Source organism: Mesorhizobium sp. LSJC280B00 (assembly GCF_000502835.1).
Lineage (GTDB): Bacteria > Pseudomonadota > Alphaproteobacteria > Rhizobiales > Rhizobiaceae > Mesorhizobium.
Genome location: NZ_AYVL01000002.1, coordinates 370,612 through 384,367, shown reverse-complemented (window position 1 = coordinate 384,367; position 13,756 = coordinate 370,612). Strand labels below are relative to the sequence as shown.

The following is a 13,756-nucleotide window of genomic DNA, read 5'->3' as shown; positions in this document are numbered from 1 at the left end:
TTTCGCCTGCCTCTGTTAGGACGCGGGCAAATGCTCTCGCAAGTCAGGACCGACTGATGATCCCTCGCTACTCCCGGCCGGAAATGGTGGCCATCTGGTCGCCCGAAACGCGGTTCCGCATCTGGTTCGAGATCGAGGCCTACGCCTGCAACGCATTGGCCGAGCTCGGCGTCATCCCAAAGGAGGCCGCCAAGACCATCTGGGAGAAAGGCGGGGCGGCAAAATTCGATGTCGAAGCCATCGACGAGATCGAGCGGGTCACCAAGCATGACGTCATCGCCTTTCTCACCCATCTCGCCGAATTCGTCGGGCCGGATGCCCGCTTCATCCACCAGGGCATGACATCCTCCGACGTTCTCGACACCTGTTTTGCCGTGCAGCTCACCCGCGCCAGCGACATCTTGCTGGCCGACATTGACGGGCTGCTTGCGGCGCTCAAGCGCCGCGCCTTCGAGCACAAGGACACCATCACCATCGGCCGCAGCCACGGCATCCATGCCGAGCCGACCACCTTCGGCGTCAAGCTGGCGCAGGCCTATGCCGAATTCTCGCGTTGCCGCGAGAGGCTGGTGCATGCACGCGAGGACATCGCCACCTGCGCCATCTCCGGTGCGGTCGGCACCTTCGCCAATATCGACCCTTATGTCGAAGAATACGTGGCCAAGAAACTCGGACTGAAGCCGGAGCCGGTGTCGACGCAGGTGATCCCGCGCGACCGCCACGCGATGTTCTTCGCCACGCTCGGTGTGATCGCCTCGTCGATCGAGCGGCTGGCGATCGAGGTGCGCCATCTGCAGCGCACCGAGGTACTCGAAGCAGAAGAGTACTTTTCACCTGGCCAGAAGGGTTCGTCGGCGATGCCGCACAAGCGCAACCCGGTGCTGACCGAGAACCTCACCGGCCTTGCCCGCATGGTGCGCTCCTTCGCATTGCCGGCAATGGAGAATGTGGCGCTCTGGCACGAGCGCGACATCTCGCATTCCTCGGTCGAGCGCATGATCGGGCCCGACGCGACGGTGACGCTCGATTTCGCGCTCTCACGCCTGACCAGCGTCGTCGACAAACTGCTCGTCTACCCCGACAACATGCTGAAGAACATGAACAAATTCCGCGGCCTCGTGCATTCGCAGCGCGTGCTGCTGGCGCTGACGCAAGCCGGCGTTTCGCGCGAGGACGCCTACCGGCTGGTGCAGCGCAACGCCATGAAGGTGTGGGAGCAAGGCGCTGATTTTCTTGAGGAACTTCTGGCCGACAAGGACGTTGTCGCAGCCTTGCCCGAGGCCGAGATCCGCGAGAAATTCGACTTGGGCTATCATACCAAGCACGTCGATACGATCTTTAGCCGAGTGTTCGGAGAAGCCTGATGATTTCGTCGGCCGGAGATTTCGATTTCCTTGCCCTGCCCGGGCGCGGCAATTCCGGGCCGGATCATTGGATGTCGCATTGGTGCCGGGTGTTCCCCAATTCGACCCGCGTGCTGCAGGCCGAGTGGGACCGGCCTAAGCCTGAAGACTGGATCGGCCAGTTGGATGCCGCGGTGGCCGCCGCACCGCGGCGCGTCGTGCTGCTTGCGCATTCGCTGGCGGTGGCGACGGCGGTGAAGTGGGCTGCCGGCGCCAGTCAAGGCCAACTCGACAAGGTCGCGGCGGCATTCCTGGTTGCCGCGACCAATGTCGAGGATGCCGATCCCTCATTCGACGCGGTGCGCCCGTTCGCGCCGATGCCGCTGAAGCGCCTGCCCTTCCCGACATTGGTGGTGGCGAGCCGCAGCGACCCACGCGTCACCTTCGACAAGGCGACCGCTTTTGCCGCCGCCTGGGGCGCGGATATCGCCGATGCCGGCGATCTTGGCCATATGGGGAACGAGGCCGGCCTCGGCGTATGGCCAGCGGGCCTGCTCATGCTTGGCCGCTTGTTCGAAAAAGCAAACCTCTAACCTACGCCTTACCGGGAACCGTCCTTATCACCGTGCCCCACGGATCCTCGCGGGTGGTCTCGCTTGCGGCATTGTCCGAGCGCATCTCGACCCAGGCCAAGCCGGAGCGGGCGGGATCGCGGCGACCGGCGCCCGCGCTCTGCCACGCATTTGCGCCAATGTGGTGATGATAGCCGCCGGACGACAGGAACACCGCCGCGCCACCGTACTTTGCCACTGTGTCGAAACCGAACTCCTGATGCCACCATGCTTCGGCTTCTTCCGGCCTGCCGACCCGCAAATGGACGTGGCCGATAATGCTGTTTTCCGGCGCGCCCTGCCAGCCGGTGTCGCCGGCCGGCACCTCGGCAACGACCGACGGAATGTTCAGCCGCTCCGTCGCCATCGCTATCTTGTCACCGTTCCATTTCCAGTCCTGCGGACGGCGGTCGGCATAGATCTCGATGCCGTTGCCTTCGGGATCGGTCAAATAGAGCGCCTCGCTGACCAGGTGGTCGGATGCGCCCTCGATGCCGATCTTGTTGGCGATGGCATGGTTGATCCAGCGGCCGAGATCGGCCCGGCTGGGTAGCAGGAAGGCGGTGTGGAAAAGACCGGCGCTGCGCGGGTCATCGGGTTTCGCGGCCGGATCCGCTTCGATGTCGAGCAAAGGGCGATTGACTGCGCCGAGCGTAATGGTGCCGCCGGCGCGGCTCAGTTCCTGCAAACCGACGACTTTGCGATAGTAGGCAGCGAGATTGTCTGCATCGCGCGCCCGCAAGCCGACGCGGGCAACGCTGACCGGGGTCGTCGCGGCAAAAGGCAGTTCGCTCATCAAAGTGCTCCGTTCAGGCGGCGCTCGACAAGCTTCCAACAGAACAATCCGGCGCCATCAATCATTCTACGCCATGTCCGTGCCAAAATCTCGGAACAGCCATTCTTTCCTGGCGACAGATCGTTGATCGCGATCGTTCACACAAGAGCGCAAGAAGCGAACAGGGTGTTCACAATAGCGAGCAGAACCGGGCTCGTGAGCGGCCGTTTGCGTGTCGCTGTTGAGTTCATACCCGGTTGCACCCGACAGCGCCTCTCGCTACATGCGCGCCATGAAAGTCAGGGAAGCAGATATTCTCATCGTGCCGGGCTACACCAATTCCGGCCCCGATCATTGGCAGAGCCGCTGGCAGTCGAAACTATCGACAGCGCGCCGCGTCGAACAGGCGGAATGGTCGAAGCCGGTGCGCGAGGATTGGACGGCCGGTGTCGCCAAGGCGGTTAACGAGGCCGAGCGGCCGGTCGTCATCGTCGCCCATTCGCTTGGCGTCGCGGCGGTCATTCAAGCGTTGCCTCGGTTCGAGAGGCCGGTCGCCGGCGCTTTCTTCGTGGCGCCGCCCGATGTCGCCAATCCAGAGATAAAGCCGAGGCACCTGATGACCTTCGGCCCCTATCCGCGCGACCCGCTGCCGTTTCCGTCGGTGGTGATCGCCAGCCGCAACGACCCGTTCTGCGCCTTCGGCGTCGCCGAGGACATTGCCGGGGCGTGGGGCTCGCTGTTCATCGACGCCGGGGATGCCGGTCATCTCAACGCGGATTCCGGCTTCGGCCCCTGGCCTGAAGGCTCGATGACGTTCGCGAAATTCCTGACGGATCTCTAGAGCGGTTCACCGTTTCACGGAAACGGCGAACCGCTCTATCTCTTTGTTTTGACGCAATTCCGGACGGAAAACCGTTTCACACTTTTCCTGGAATTGCTCTAGGAACCGATCGAATCCCTGACGCTGTTCAGCAGGGTCTTTGCCCCAAGCGAAATCAGCGAATGCTCGGAACCCATCGCCAGCAGCCGGTAACCCATCGACACCACGCGACCGGCGATGGCCGGTTCCATCACATAGATCGCCGCATGCTTGCCGGCTTTGCGGGTGCGCTCGGCGATCGAGGCGACGGTCCCCATCATGCTCTCCAGCGTCGAACTGACGGTGGTGCCCTTCGACCAGGCGATCGAGAAATCCGACGGGCCAAGGAAGATACCGTCGATGCCCGGCGTGTCGAGGATGCCGTCGAGTGCATCAAGCGCGGCCCGCGTTTCGACCATGGCGAACGCCATGGTGCGCTGGTTGCTGTCGCGCAGCCAGTCGGCATAGTCGCCCTTGCCATGGCGCGGAAAAGCATAGGTCGGGCCCCAGGAGCGCTCGCCGAGTGGCGGGTATTTCATTGCGGCAGCAAACAGCTTTGCGTCCGCCACCGAATTCACCATCGGGGCGATCACCGCCTCGGCGCCGAAGTCAAGCGCACGGCTGGCCATGTCGAAGCGGCCGACCGGGATGCGTACCAAAGCCGGCTTGTTGGTGGCCAGCACCGGCACAAGCCCGCGAAGTACGCTATCCTCGTGATGGCCACCATGCTGCATATCGAGCGTAACCGCGTCGAACCCTTGCCTGGCCAGTATCTCGACCGTCAACGCATCCGGCACGCCGGACCATGCGGTGAACAGCGTCTCGTCGGCCGCAAGGCGTGACTTCAGGGACATTGGCGATTTCCTCTTTGCTTGCAGCAATTCAGCCGGAAATGACCGCAAAGGCAAAGAAAAACCGCCCGGTGGGGCCGGGCGGTCGATTGGTCCAGCATTCGAAGAGTATCGATGGGGATCAGGTGTTCTTGATCTGCTCGATCGCCTGCGCCATCAATTCATCCATGGTGCGGCGGATCTGATGGTCCGACTGGTCGATGCCGGCCGCATCGAAATCCTTGCGTATCTTGCGGAAAACGTCGTGATCGCCGGCTTCCTCGATGTCGCTGACGACCACTTCCCTGGCATAAGCGTCGGCATCGGCGCCGGACTTGCCGAGCTTTTCGGCAGCCCACAGGCCGAGCGCTCTGTTGCGGCGTGCCGCAGCCTTGAACCGAAGTTCCTCGTCGAATGCGAATTTGCGCTCAAAGCCCTCTTCGCGGTCTTTCATGCTGCTCATGGCATCCCTCCGTGAAATCCGATTCGTTGTGCCAATATGTGTTGCCGGAGCACAAACCAAAAGGGCGCCGGCCGGTCAATATGCTACATTGCTTGCTGCGCTGCGGCATTTCGGTGCCCGAAAGCGGTTGATTGAAAGGATTTGCCGATTGAGCAAACAGTGCGATTGGGATAGACACCGGCATTGAACCCCACCGTCGCCATCTTATTTTAGGCAGACGGACAGGAACTGGTCGCTTGCCGCCTGCCCGCAAATCCAGAGAAAAATCAGATGAAAAATCGCCGCCGCATTTATGAAGGCAAGGCCAAGATCCTTTATGAGGGACCGGAGCCTGGCACGCTGATCCAGTTCTTCAAGGACGACGCTACCGCTTTCAACAAGAAGAAGCATGAAATCGTCGATGGCAAAGGCGTGCTCAACAACCGCATTTCCGAGCACATCTTCAATCATCTCAACCGGATGGGCATTCCGACCCACTTCATCCGCCGGCTCAACATGCGCGAGCAGTTGATCAAGGAAGTCGAGATCATCCCGCTCGAAGTGGTGGTGCGCAACGTCGCCGCCGGCTCGCTGGCCAAGCGCCTGGGCATCGAGGAAGGCACCGTGCTGCCGCGCTCGATCATCGAATTCTATTACAAGGCCGATGCGCTCGACGATCCGATGGTATCGGAAGAGCACATTACCGCCTTCGGCTGGGCGAGCCCACAGGAGATCGACGATGTCATGGCGCTGGCCATTCGCGTCAACGACTTCCTTTCCGGCCTGTTCATGGGCGTCGGCATCCAGCTGGTCGATTTCAAAATCGAATGCGGCCGCCTGTTCGAAGGCGATATGATGCGCATCGTCGTTGCCGATGAGATCTCGCCGGATTCCTGCCGGCTGTGGGACGTGGCGACGCAGGACAAGCTCGACAAGGACCGCTTCCGCCGCGACATGGGCGGGCTGGTCGAGGCTTATCAGGAAGTTGCCCGCCGTCTCGGCATCATGAACGAGAACGAGCCACCGCGTCCGGCCGGGCCGGTGCTCGTCGCATCGACCGACGGTGTCAAAGGTAAGCCGCACTGACGGCTTGCCCGCTCAACAGGTGAACAGGAGCATGTCCAGCGTGATCAAGGCCCGCATTACCGTAACCCTCAAGAACGGCGTGCTAGACCCACAAGGCAAGGCAATCGAGCACGCGCTGTCCGGAATGGGTTTCGGCGGCGTCGGCCAGGTGCGGCAAGGCAAGGTTTTCGACGTCGAATTGGCCGAGAGCGACAGCGCCAAGGCCGAGGCCGATCTGAAAGCCATGTGCGACAAGCTTCTGGCGAATACAGTGATTGAGAATTACGCGGTGGAGATCGCCTGAGGTGAAATCAGCCGTCGTCCTGCTCCCAGGCCTCAATCGCGACCGCGACATGATCGCGGCGCTGACCAAGATTTCCGGCACGCCGCCGGTCACCGTCTGGCAGACCGACACCGAAATTCCCGATGTCGACCTGATCGCCATTCCCGGCGGCTTTTCGTTCGGCGATTATCTGCGCTGCGGCGCCATTGCCGCGCGCATGCCAGTAATGCGGGCTGTGGCCGAAAAGGCAGCCAAGGGCGTCACGGTCATCGGCGTCTGCAACGGCTTCCAAATCCTGGTCGAGGCCGGCTTGCTGCCGGGCGCATTGATGCGCAATACCTCGCTGAAATTCGTCTGCCGTCAGGTGAAGCTGCAGATCGCCAATGCCAACACGATGTTCACCCGCCGCTACCAGCCGGGCCAGATCATCCGGGCGCCGGTGGCGCACCATGACGGCAATTATTTTGCCGATGCCGAAACGCTGGCCCGCCTCGAAGGCGAAGGCCAGGTGGTGTTCCGCTATGCCGAAGGCACCAATCCCAACGGCTCGATCAACGACATTGCCGGCATCGTCAACGGCCGCGGCAACGTGCTCGGCCTGATGCCGCATCCCGAGAACCTGATCGAAGCGGCGCATGGCGGCAGCGACGGCCGGGCGCTGTTCGAAAGCGCGCTGGGCATCGCTGCTTGATGCCTTCAATTTTCCTCCTGGAGCCACGGTCATGAAACTCTATTCGCGGCCGTTGTCGCCCTATTCGTCGATCGTGCGGGCGTTGGCCTACATCAAGAACGTGCCGCTCAAGCTCATGGCACCGCCGCCGGGGTTTCCCATCCCCGAGGCATTTCGTGCCATCTCGCCGCTCAACAGGATTCCGGTGCTGATCACCGGTTCCGGCGAAACGATCGTCGAATCGGTAGTCATTGCCGAATATCTGGAGGAGCGTTTCCCCGAGCCGGCGCTGCTGCCCAAGGATACGAAAGACCGGGCGTTGGTGCGCATGTTCGCCCGCATCACCGACCTTGACGTGCTCGCCCCGACCATGAAGCTGTTCGAACTCTATTTCGTGCCGCAGCGCAACGAGGCGGAGATCAAGGCACAGTTCGCCCGATTGCATCACGGGCTTGCGGCAATCGAGGCCCGCATGGCGCATGGCCCGTTCGCGCTCGGCGACGACATCTCCTTTGCCGATGCGTGGTTGACGCCGACCCGCTTCGTCTTCAACAATTTCAGGACAACGATGGGCCGCCCCGATTTGCTTGACGCCTATCCGAAATTCGATGCCTACGAGCAAATCGCCTTGCAGCATCCGGCGCTGTCGCGCGTCTGGGGTGAGATGACAGACGGTCTGAAGATCTTTCTGTCCGAACTCGAGATGGGCGCCGCTTGAACATGAGACCGACGACCACGCGCCTCGCCGTCGCTACTGCCGCCGGGCTTGTACTCGCCTCATGCCAGTCAGGCCCGAAGAGCACGCCGGCGCCGGCGGGCAAGAGCGCGTCACTGCTTGCCATGGAACAGGTGGCAATCGGTGCCCACAAATGCTGGATCGCCAGCAAGGACCCTGCCTTCAAATCTTACCAGATGGCCAACGAACTGAATTCGTTTAGCGGCACGCCCCGCTTCCTGCTGGTGCCGGCCAAGCATTATGGCGGAAAGCCGCTGCTGGTCGTGCAGGCGCAAGGCAATTCGAGCCGCGTCGACGTGTTCGGCCCATTGATGGCGGAACCGCTCGGCGCGCGCATTGGCTCGGACATTGCCCGCTGGCAGGCGGGCAATCCGGCCTGCGGCGCTGCTGCCTAGCCCAATGGGTCGCCTGCTGCAGATCATCGGTCTGGTCGTCGGCCTGGCCGGGCTCGTCCTGCAGCTCTGCATCACCGTTCCGGCGTCAATGGAAGCCGGCCGCGGCTTTGTCGGCTCGCTGGTCTTCTATTTCAGCTTCTTCACCATCCTGACCAACATCGGCGCGGTGCTCGTCCATGCCTCGTTGCTGTCGTCGACGGGTTATGCCTGGTTTCCGGCCTTTTCCGCGCCACGGATGCGGGCGGGCGTAGCCGTCGCCATAACGCTGGTCCTCATCGTTTATGCAACGGTCCTGGCGCAGCTTTGGCAGCCGCAAGGGCTGTTCCTGCTCTGCGATGTGCTCCTGCACTATGTGACGCCGGTGTTGTTCGTGCTGTGGTGGCTTGTGGCAGGCGCCGACGGCTCGACGCGGTGGCGCGACATCTCCTGGTGGATGATCTATCCGATCGCCTATCTGGCCTACGCGCTGCTGCGGGCGCCGATTGCCGGTGAAGTGCCCTACCCGTTCCTCGATCTCGCCAAGAACGGCGCGACCAGCGTCGCCGTCTCGGCTCTGGCCATCACCGGGCTCTTTCTGATGCTGTGCATCGTGGCGGTGCTTGTGGACCACGGTGTCACGCGGATCAGGGCGGCGGGCGTTCATCCGCGATGATGCTCTCCCGCCGCGGCAGCCTTTAGCGTCTTGGCACGGTTCGCGCGGCGCCTGCACGGATCGCCGCAGCAGCTTCGCCAGCGATCCGTGACATGAACTTGCGCGTGAATTGGCCGAGCGGCTTGGCATCTTCGAGCGCCCAGCTCGTCGCGAGATCATCGGTGTTGAATTCGTCGACGATAACCCAGGCTGGGGTAAAGAGGGTGGCGCGGCGGGCCTCGGTCTCAGGAATCTCAACATAGTGCGCGCCAGGTCGTGGCGGCTGGCTCGTGATTGGAAAGAGCAGGGCCTGCTTGCGGCCATTCTTGCCGGCAACGATCAGCATAACGCAAGTCGGCCGCGCCTTGCGTCCGCTTTCCTCGCCCCGGTCATATTCCCTTGCCCACAAATAGGAATAGAGAATGATCTGTCCGTGGCCGGGTTCAGTCATCCCGAACATCATCTCGCGCGACTGCGTCGAGGCCGGTTAGAAGCCTGTCGCGTTCCTCGGCCGACAGATCCTCGACGCGGTGTGCCCGTTGCGCGCTGCGACTGGTGATGCGGTCGAACTGCTCTGCCGTCAGGAGAACGAACTTGCGCTTGCCGCGCTTGGTGATGTCAACAGGGCCGCGGAACGCGGCCTCAACAACCTCGCCGGATTTGTTGCCGAGATCTGTGAGGGTGAAACTTGCCACGGTCATCTCCTTCGTTATCCCGAAAATAAGGGAATTAGCTATTTTCAGCAATACCCCTATTCACTGGAGACGTCGCGAGCGAATGCTGTGAGGGCACGAAGGAGGATGGTATCTCAGTGATGAAGAAGATCGCGTTGGTTCCGATGTCGATATTGACGCTCTCGTCTAACCGCCGATATGCCACGCGACGTTCGAGACGGAGCATCCGGCTGCTTCTCAGTCCCAAAACGCCCTCAGCCCCTCACGATGGGCATCGCAACGCGAGATACCGATGTCCTTGAGCTGGTCGTCAGTCATCTCGAGCAGGACCAGCCGGCTGCGCCGGCGATCCATTAACCCGTCGATCCACCTCGCGAAGGATCTGAGCGTACGCACCAGCCGACTGACATAGGTTGGCCTGCCCGGCGGGCGCGCCACCTGCACCTGCAATTCAACTGCGGCGTAGCGGATTGTCTCTATTGTACCCATTTTCTTTCTGCCAAGATTGCAATTGTGCCTTTTCGTACGGCCCGCTTCACATGTATTGACTCTCATTTCGGTGCAATGTAAAAAATTGTCACCATGACAACTTGGCTTCCAGACCTTACCGCCGGCACCGGCCCGCTCTATCAGCGGCTTGCTGATTCCATCGAGACGGACATCGACCGCGGCCTGATCGGTGCAGGGGCAAAGCTGCCGCCGCAGCGCGATCTGGCATACGACATCGGCACGACCGTCGGCACGATCGGCAGGGCCTATCAATTGCTGCGCGAGCGGGGATTGGTCAGCGGCGAGGTCGGCCGCGGAACCTATGTCATCGCTCAACAGTCGGAGAGCGCAAAGCCGGATTTCCTGGTGCCGGTCGAACAAGGCACGCGCTATATGGATGCGCCCGGCAACAAGCTGCGCTTCGATAGCACGGCCGCACCGGACGTCGGCCAGGGTGCCATCGTCGCCGACGTGTTGACACGCACGGCGCAAGACCATCCGCATGAGATTTCAAGCTATACTCGTGATTTCCCGGACCGCTGGTTCGAAGCGGGCAGGCGCTGGCTGTCGCGAAATTCCTATCGCCCGGCGGCGGATGCAATCGTTCCCACGCTCGGCACCCACGCCGCAGTGATGGCAACCATTGCGGGGCTCACCGCCCCCGGCGACTATGTCGTCTTCGAGCACCTCACCTATTCGCAGATCTCGCGCAGTGCCGGCCTGATCGGTCGCCGGACCGCACTGGTGGCGACTGACGACGAGGGCATCGATCCCCAGGATTTCGAGCGCGTCTGCGCACAAAAGCACCCGAAGATGATGTTTTTGATGCCGACGGCCAAGAACCCGACGCTGACAACGCTGTCGGCATCGCGCCGCGAGGCAATCGCGCATGTCGCCCGTCAATATAACGTCGTCCTGATCGAGGACGATCTCTATGGCGGACTGACCGATGACCCAACGCCTTTAATGGCCGAATATGCTCCCGAACGGACCATCGTTGCCGGCGGCCTGTCGAAATCGGTTGCGGCGGGTGTTCGCGGCGGCTGGCTCGCTTGCCCGCCGGCCTATCGTCACCGCATCCGGGTTGCCCACAAGATGATGACGGGCGGCCTGCCCTTTCTGCTGGCGGAGGTGGGCAGCCGGCTGGTGCTGTCCGGTCAGGCCGCTGAGGTGCGCAAGCGCAGCATTGCCGAGATCGGTGCGCGCATCGCGATCGTGCGCGAGACACTCGACGGCTTCGATTTCAAGGCGCTGGATAACGTGCCGTTCGTCTGGCTCACTTTGCCGGACCCATGGCTTTCCGGCACTTTCAAGCAGGCCTGCCTCGAACATGGCGTGCTCATCGACGACGAGGACGAGTTCAAGGCAGGGCGTTCCGAACAGGCCTTTCACGGCGTGCGGTTTGGCATCTCGCAACCGCGACAGCGGGACGATATCGCGCACGGGGTCGCGGTAATCCGGCGGCTTCTGGACGAAGGCCGCGCCGGCTACGACAGCTTTTCTTGAACCGGCTTGAAACCGGCGGGTCGAGTGGCGATCTTTCGCTACTTGCGGTCAGCTGTTGCTTTCCATCGTTTTAGTCATCCAACGGGGTGTATCGGCTGCAACGCTTGCGATAAGACGGGACTCGATCCCAAGGACACAATTGCCGATCATGACCATTTCCAATTCCGTGCCGATCACTCCTGAACTCATTGCCGCGCACGGGCTGAAGCCCGACGAGTACCAGCGCATCCTCGACCTGGTCGGGCGCGAACCGAGCTTTACCGAACTTGGTATTTTTTCGGCGATGTGGAACGAGCATTGTTCCTACAAATCCTCGAAGAAGTGGCTGCGCACGCTGCCGACCACCGGGCCGCAAGTCATCCAGGGCCCGGGCGAGAATGCCGGCGTGGTCGATATCGGCGACGGCGACTGCGTCGTCTTCAAGATGGAGAGCCACAACCACCCCTCCTACATCGAGCCCTATCAAGGTGCCGCGACCGGCGTCGGCGGCATCCTGCGCGATGTCTTCACCATGGGCGCGCGACCGATCGCGGCGATGAACGCGCTGCGCTTCGGCGCGCCGGACCACCCCAAAACCAGGCATCTGGTTGCCGGCGTCGTTTCCGGCGTCGGCGGCTACGGCAATTCCTTCGGCGTGCCGACGGTCGGCGGCGAGGTCAATTTCGACGCCCGCTACAACGGCAATATCCTGGTCAATGCGTTTGCCGCGGGCCTCGCGAAGACGGACGCAATCTTTCTGTCCGAGGCCAAGGGCGTCGGCCTGCCGGTCGTCTATCTCGGCGCCAAGACCGGGCGCGACGGCGTCGGCGGCGCCACCATGGCCTCGGCAGAGTTCGACGACAAGATCGACGAGAAGCGGCCCACGGTCCAGGTTGGCGATCCCTTCACCGAAAAATGCCTGCTCGAAGCCTGCCTCGAACTGATGGCGTCCGGCGCCGTTATCGCCATCCAGGACATGGGTGCCGCTGGCCTCACCTGCTCGGCGGTCGAGATGGGCGCCAAGGGCGACCTCGGCATCGAGCTCGACCTCGACAAGGTGCCGGTGCGCGAAGAGCGCATGAGCGCCTATGAGATGATGCTGTCGGAGAGCCAGGAGCGCATGCTGATGGTGCTGCGCCCCGAAAAGGAAAAACAGGCCGAGGCGATCTTCCACAAATGGGGCCTCGACTTTGCCATCGTCGGCAAGACCACCGACGATCTGCGCTTTCGCGTGCTGCATCAGGGCGACGAGGTTGCCAATCTGCCGATCAAGGATCTCGGCGACCAGGCGCCGGAATATGACCGTCCCTGGGTCGAGCCGAAGAAGCCGGCGCCGCTGGCCGGCGATGCACCGCGAACCGATGTGGCCGACGCACTGCTCAAGCTGCTGGGCGGACCGGACCTTTCCTCGCGCCGCTGGGTGTGGGAGCAGTACGACACGCTGATCCAGGGCAATTCCCTGCAGCTTCCCGGCGGCGACGCCGGTGTCGTGCGCGTCGACGGTCATCCGACCAAGGCGCTCGCCTTCTCCTCCGACGTGACGCCGCGCTATTGCGAGGCCGACCCTTACGAGGGCGGCAAGCAGGCGGTTGCCGAATGCTGGCGCAATCTTACCGCCACCGGCGCTCTGCCGCTCGCGGCCACCGACAATCTCAATTTCGGCAATCCGGAACGGCCCGAGATCATGGGCCAGCTGGTTGGTGCTGTGAAAGGCATCGGCGATGCCTGCCGGGCGCTTGGCTTTCCGATCGTCTCCGGCAACGTCTCCCTCTATAATGAGACCAACGGACAGGGCATCCTGCCGACACCAACCATCGGCGGCGTCGGTCTGATTGCCGACTGGTCGAAAATGGTGCGCATCGGCTTTGCCGCCGAAGACCAGATGATCGTGCTGGTCGGCGCCCCGACGATATGGGGCTCGCATCTTGGCCAGTCGGTCTATATGCGCGACATCTTTGGCCGCGCCGACGGCCCGCCGCCGCCGGTCGATCTCGGCCACGAGAAGCGGGTCGGCGACCATGTGCGGGCACTGATCGCCTCCGGTGTTGTTACCGCGGCGCATGACGTTTCCGATGGCGGCATCGCGGTGGCGCTGGCCGAGATGGCGATGGCCTCCGGCATCGGCGCGACCATTCCCGGCCTGATCGGTGCAGATCCGATCCCGGTCTGGTTCGGCGAGGACCAGGGCCGTTATCTGCTGACGCTGTCGATCGACCCGCAGAGCGAGCAATGGGACGCCATTCGCGAACAGCAAAACAAGCTCGGCGTTTTTGCGCCGTGGATCGGCTCGACCGGCGGCAGCGAACTGAAGCTGGGCGAGGCGCGTGCGATACCGGTCAGCGAATTGACCGCCGCCCACGAATCCTGGTTCCCTCGCTTCATGGCAAATGAGGTCGTGGACCCGTGATGTGATCGAGTGGGCCCCTTTCCCTGTGGTTCATCCGCCATTTCGACCATATCTATGAGAT

The 13,756-nt window shown here is 62.5% G+C and carries 17 protein-coding genes; 11 read left to right on the top strand and 6 right to left on the bottom strand.

What is annotated here, in order from left to right; translation table 11 throughout:
- The first annotated feature begins 56 nt into the window (after positions 1 to 56).
- On the top strand, positions 57 to 1,364 hold the full coding sequence (purB, locus tag X773_RS44200) for an adenylosuccinate lyase (protein ID WP_023674731.1): 1,308 nt from the start codon (positions 57 to 59) through the stop codon (positions 1,362 to 1,364).
- Positions 1,364 to 1,936, top strand: a complete 573-nt coding sequence (locus X773_RS44195; RefSeq protein WP_023674730.1) for an alpha/beta hydrolase — start codon at positions 1,364 to 1,366, stop codon at positions 1,934 to 1,936. Before purB ends, X773_RS44195 begins: the two co-directional genes overlap by 1 nt.
- Position 1,937: 1 nt before the next feature.
- Here the strand turns inward: X773_RS44195 and X773_RS44190 are convergent, their stop codons facing one another.
- Positions 1,938 to 2,750, bottom strand: coding sequence for a VOC family protein (locus tag X773_RS44190; RefSeq protein ID WP_023674729.1), 813 nt, complete (start codon positions 2,748 to 2,750; stop codon positions 1,938 to 1,940).
- A gap of 271 nt (positions 2,751 to 3,021) precedes the next feature.
- Here X773_RS44190 and X773_RS44185 point away from each other — a divergent pair, with 271 nt between their 5' ends.
- Positions 3,022 to 3,570 (top strand): alpha/beta hydrolase, encoded by a 549-nt coding sequence (locus tag X773_RS44185; protein WP_023674728.1) that lies wholly within the window; start codon positions 3,022 to 3,024, stop codon positions 3,568 to 3,570.
- 98 nt (positions 3,571 to 3,668) lie between these two features.
- Here X773_RS44185 and X773_RS44180 read toward each other — a convergent pair whose 3' ends face one another.
- Together X773_RS44180 and X773_RS44175 are read right to left on the bottom strand one after the other, a co-directional pair.
- The gene (locus X773_RS44180; protein ID WP_023674727.1) at positions 3,669 to 4,442 is read right to left on the bottom strand and encodes an HpcH/HpaI aldolase/citrate lyase family protein; all 774 of its coding nucleotides are present in this window, start codon (positions 4,440 to 4,442) and stop codon (positions 3,669 to 3,671) included.
- Between the two features lie 118 nt (positions 4,443 to 4,560).
- Positions 4,561 to 4,881 (bottom strand): DUF1476 domain-containing protein, encoded by a 321-nt coding sequence (locus X773_RS44175; RefSeq protein ID WP_023674726.1) that lies wholly within the window; start codon positions 4,879 to 4,881, stop codon positions 4,561 to 4,563.
- Positions 4,882 to 5,151: 270 nt separating this feature from the next.
- Here X773_RS44175 and purC point away from each other — a divergent pair, with 270 nt between their 5' ends.
- Genes purC through X773_RS44145 form a run of 6 tightly spaced genes read left to right on the top strand, consistent with a single transcriptional unit; the run spans position 5,152 to position 8,661 of the window.
- Entirely contained in the window at positions 5,152 to 5,946 is a 795-nt protein-coding gene (gene purC, locus X773_RS44170; RefSeq protein ID WP_023674725.1) for a phosphoribosylaminoimidazolesuccinocarboxamide synthase, read from the top strand.
- A 40-nt stretch (positions 5,947 to 5,986) separates the two neighbouring features.
- Positions 5,987 to 6,229, top strand: coding sequence for a phosphoribosylformylglycinamidine synthase subunit PurS (gene purS, locus X773_RS44165; RefSeq protein WP_023674724.1), 243 nt, complete (start codon positions 5,987 to 5,989; stop codon positions 6,227 to 6,229).
- Between the two features lies 1 nt (position 6,230).
- The gene (gene purQ, locus X773_RS44160) at positions 6,231 to 6,899 is read left to right on the top strand and encodes a phosphoribosylformylglycinamidine synthase subunit PurQ (RefSeq protein ID WP_023674723.1); all 669 of its coding nucleotides are present in this window, start codon (positions 6,231 to 6,233) and stop codon (positions 6,897 to 6,899) included.
- A gap of 31 nt (positions 6,900 to 6,930) precedes the next feature.
- On the top strand, positions 6,931 to 7,596 hold the full coding sequence (locus X773_RS44155) for a glutathione S-transferase family protein (RefSeq protein WP_023674722.1): 666 nt from the start codon (positions 6,931 to 6,933) through the stop codon (positions 7,594 to 7,596).
- A 2-nt stretch (positions 7,597 to 7,598) separates the two neighbouring features.
- Positions 7,599 to 8,009: a hypothetical protein gene (locus X773_RS44150; protein WP_023674721.1), complete on the top strand. Its 411-nt coding sequence runs from the start codon at positions 7,599 to 7,601 to the stop codon at positions 8,007 to 8,009.
- 4 nt (positions 8,010 to 8,013) lie between these two features.
- On the top strand, positions 8,014 to 8,661 hold the full coding sequence (locus X773_RS44145; protein ID WP_023674720.1) for a Pr6Pr family membrane protein: 648 nt from the start codon (positions 8,014 to 8,016) through the stop codon (positions 8,659 to 8,661).
- A gap of 22 nt (positions 8,662 to 8,683) precedes the next feature.
- On the opposite strand, the gene X773_RS44140 is transcribed toward X773_RS44145, so the two are convergent.
- From X773_RS44140 to X773_RS44130, 3 genes are all read right to left on the bottom strand, one after another.
- Positions 8,684 to 8,986, bottom strand: a complete 303-nt coding sequence (locus X773_RS44140; RefSeq protein ID WP_245274623.1) for a hypothetical protein — start codon at positions 8,984 to 8,986, stop codon at positions 8,684 to 8,686.
- A gap of 97 nt (positions 8,987 to 9,083) precedes the next feature.
- Positions 9,084 to 9,341 carry a type II toxin-antitoxin system prevent-host-death family antitoxin gene (locus tag X773_RS44135; RefSeq protein ID WP_245274625.1) on the bottom strand — a complete coding sequence of 86 codons (258 nt, stop codon included), beginning with the start codon at positions 9,339 to 9,341 and terminating at the stop codon, positions 9,084 to 9,086.
- Positions 9,342 to 9,551: 210 nt separating this feature from the next.
- Positions 9,552 to 9,803 carry a DUF1127 domain-containing protein gene (locus X773_RS44130; protein WP_023674717.1) on the bottom strand — a complete coding sequence of 84 codons (252 nt, stop codon included), beginning with the start codon at positions 9,801 to 9,803 and terminating at the stop codon, positions 9,552 to 9,554.
- 93 nt (positions 9,804 to 9,896) lie between these two features.
- Here X773_RS44130 and X773_RS44125 point away from each other — a divergent pair, with 93 nt between their 5' ends.
- Positions 9,897 to 11,309 (top strand): PLP-dependent aminotransferase family protein, encoded by a 1,413-nt coding sequence (locus tag X773_RS44125; RefSeq protein WP_023674716.1) that lies wholly within the window; start codon positions 9,897 to 9,899, stop codon positions 11,307 to 11,309.
- A gap of 148 nt (positions 11,310 to 11,457) precedes the next feature.
- Positions 11,458 to 13,695: a phosphoribosylformylglycinamidine synthase subunit PurL gene (gene purL / locus X773_RS44120; protein ID WP_023674715.1), complete on the top strand. Its 2,238-nt coding sequence runs from the start codon at positions 11,458 to 11,460 to the stop codon at positions 13,693 to 13,695.
- Positions 13,696 to 13,756: the final 61 nt, after the last annotated feature.

Coding starts and splice junctions, on each gene's coding strand:
- X773_RS44155 (WP_023674722.1), top strand. CDS start 6,931: ATGAAACTCTATTCGCGGCCGTTGTCGCCCTATTCGTCGATCGTGCGG.
- X773_RS44185 (WP_023674728.1), top strand. CDS start 3,022: ATGAAAGTCAGGGAAGCAGATATTCTCATCGTGCCGGGCTACACCAAT.
- X773_RS44195 (WP_023674730.1), top strand. CDS start 1,364: ATGATTTCGTCGGCCGGAGATTTCGATTTCCTTGCCCTGCCCGGGCGC.
- X773_RS44175 (WP_023674726.1), bottom strand. CDS start 4,881: ATGAGCAGCATGAAAGACCGCGAAGAGGGCTTTGAGCGCAAATTCGCA.
- purB (WP_023674731.1), top strand. CDS start 57: ATGATCCCTCGCTACTCCCGGCCGGAAATGGTGGCCATCTGGTCGCCC.
- X773_RS44140 (WP_245274623.1), bottom strand. CDS start 8,986: ATGCTGATCGTTGCCGGCAAGAATGGCCGCAAGCAGGCCCTGCTCTTT.
- X773_RS44145 (WP_023674720.1), top strand. CDS start 8,014: ATGGGTCGCCTGCTGCAGATCATCGGTCTGGTCGTCGGCCTGGCCGGG.
- X773_RS44130 (WP_023674717.1), bottom strand. CDS start 9,803: ATGGGTACAATAGAGACAATCCGCTACGCCGCAGTTGAATTGCAGGTG.
- X773_RS44150 (WP_023674721.1), top strand. CDS start 7,599: ATGAGACCGACGACCACGCGCCTCGCCGTCGCTACTGCCGCCGGGCTT.
- X773_RS44135 (WP_245274625.1), bottom strand. CDS start 9,341: ATGACCGTGGCAAGTTTCACCCTCACAGATCTCGGCAACAAATCCGGC.
- X773_RS44190 (WP_023674729.1), bottom strand. CDS start 2,750: ATGAGCGAACTGCCTTTTGCCGCGACGACCCCGGTCAGCGTTGCCCGC.
- X773_RS44180 (WP_023674727.1), bottom strand. CDS start 4,442: ATGTCCCTGAAGTCACGCCTTGCGGCCGACGAGACGCTGTTCACCGCA.
- X773_RS44125 (WP_023674716.1), top strand. CDS start 9,897: ATGACAACTTGGCTTCCAGACCTTACCGCCGGCACCGGCCCGCTCTAT.
- purC (WP_023674725.1), top strand. CDS start 5,152: ATGAAAAATCGCCGCCGCATTTATGAAGGCAAGGCCAAGATCCTTTAT.
- purL (WP_023674715.1), top strand. CDS start 11,458: ATGACCATTTCCAATTCCGTGCCGATCACTCCTGAACTCATTGCCGCG.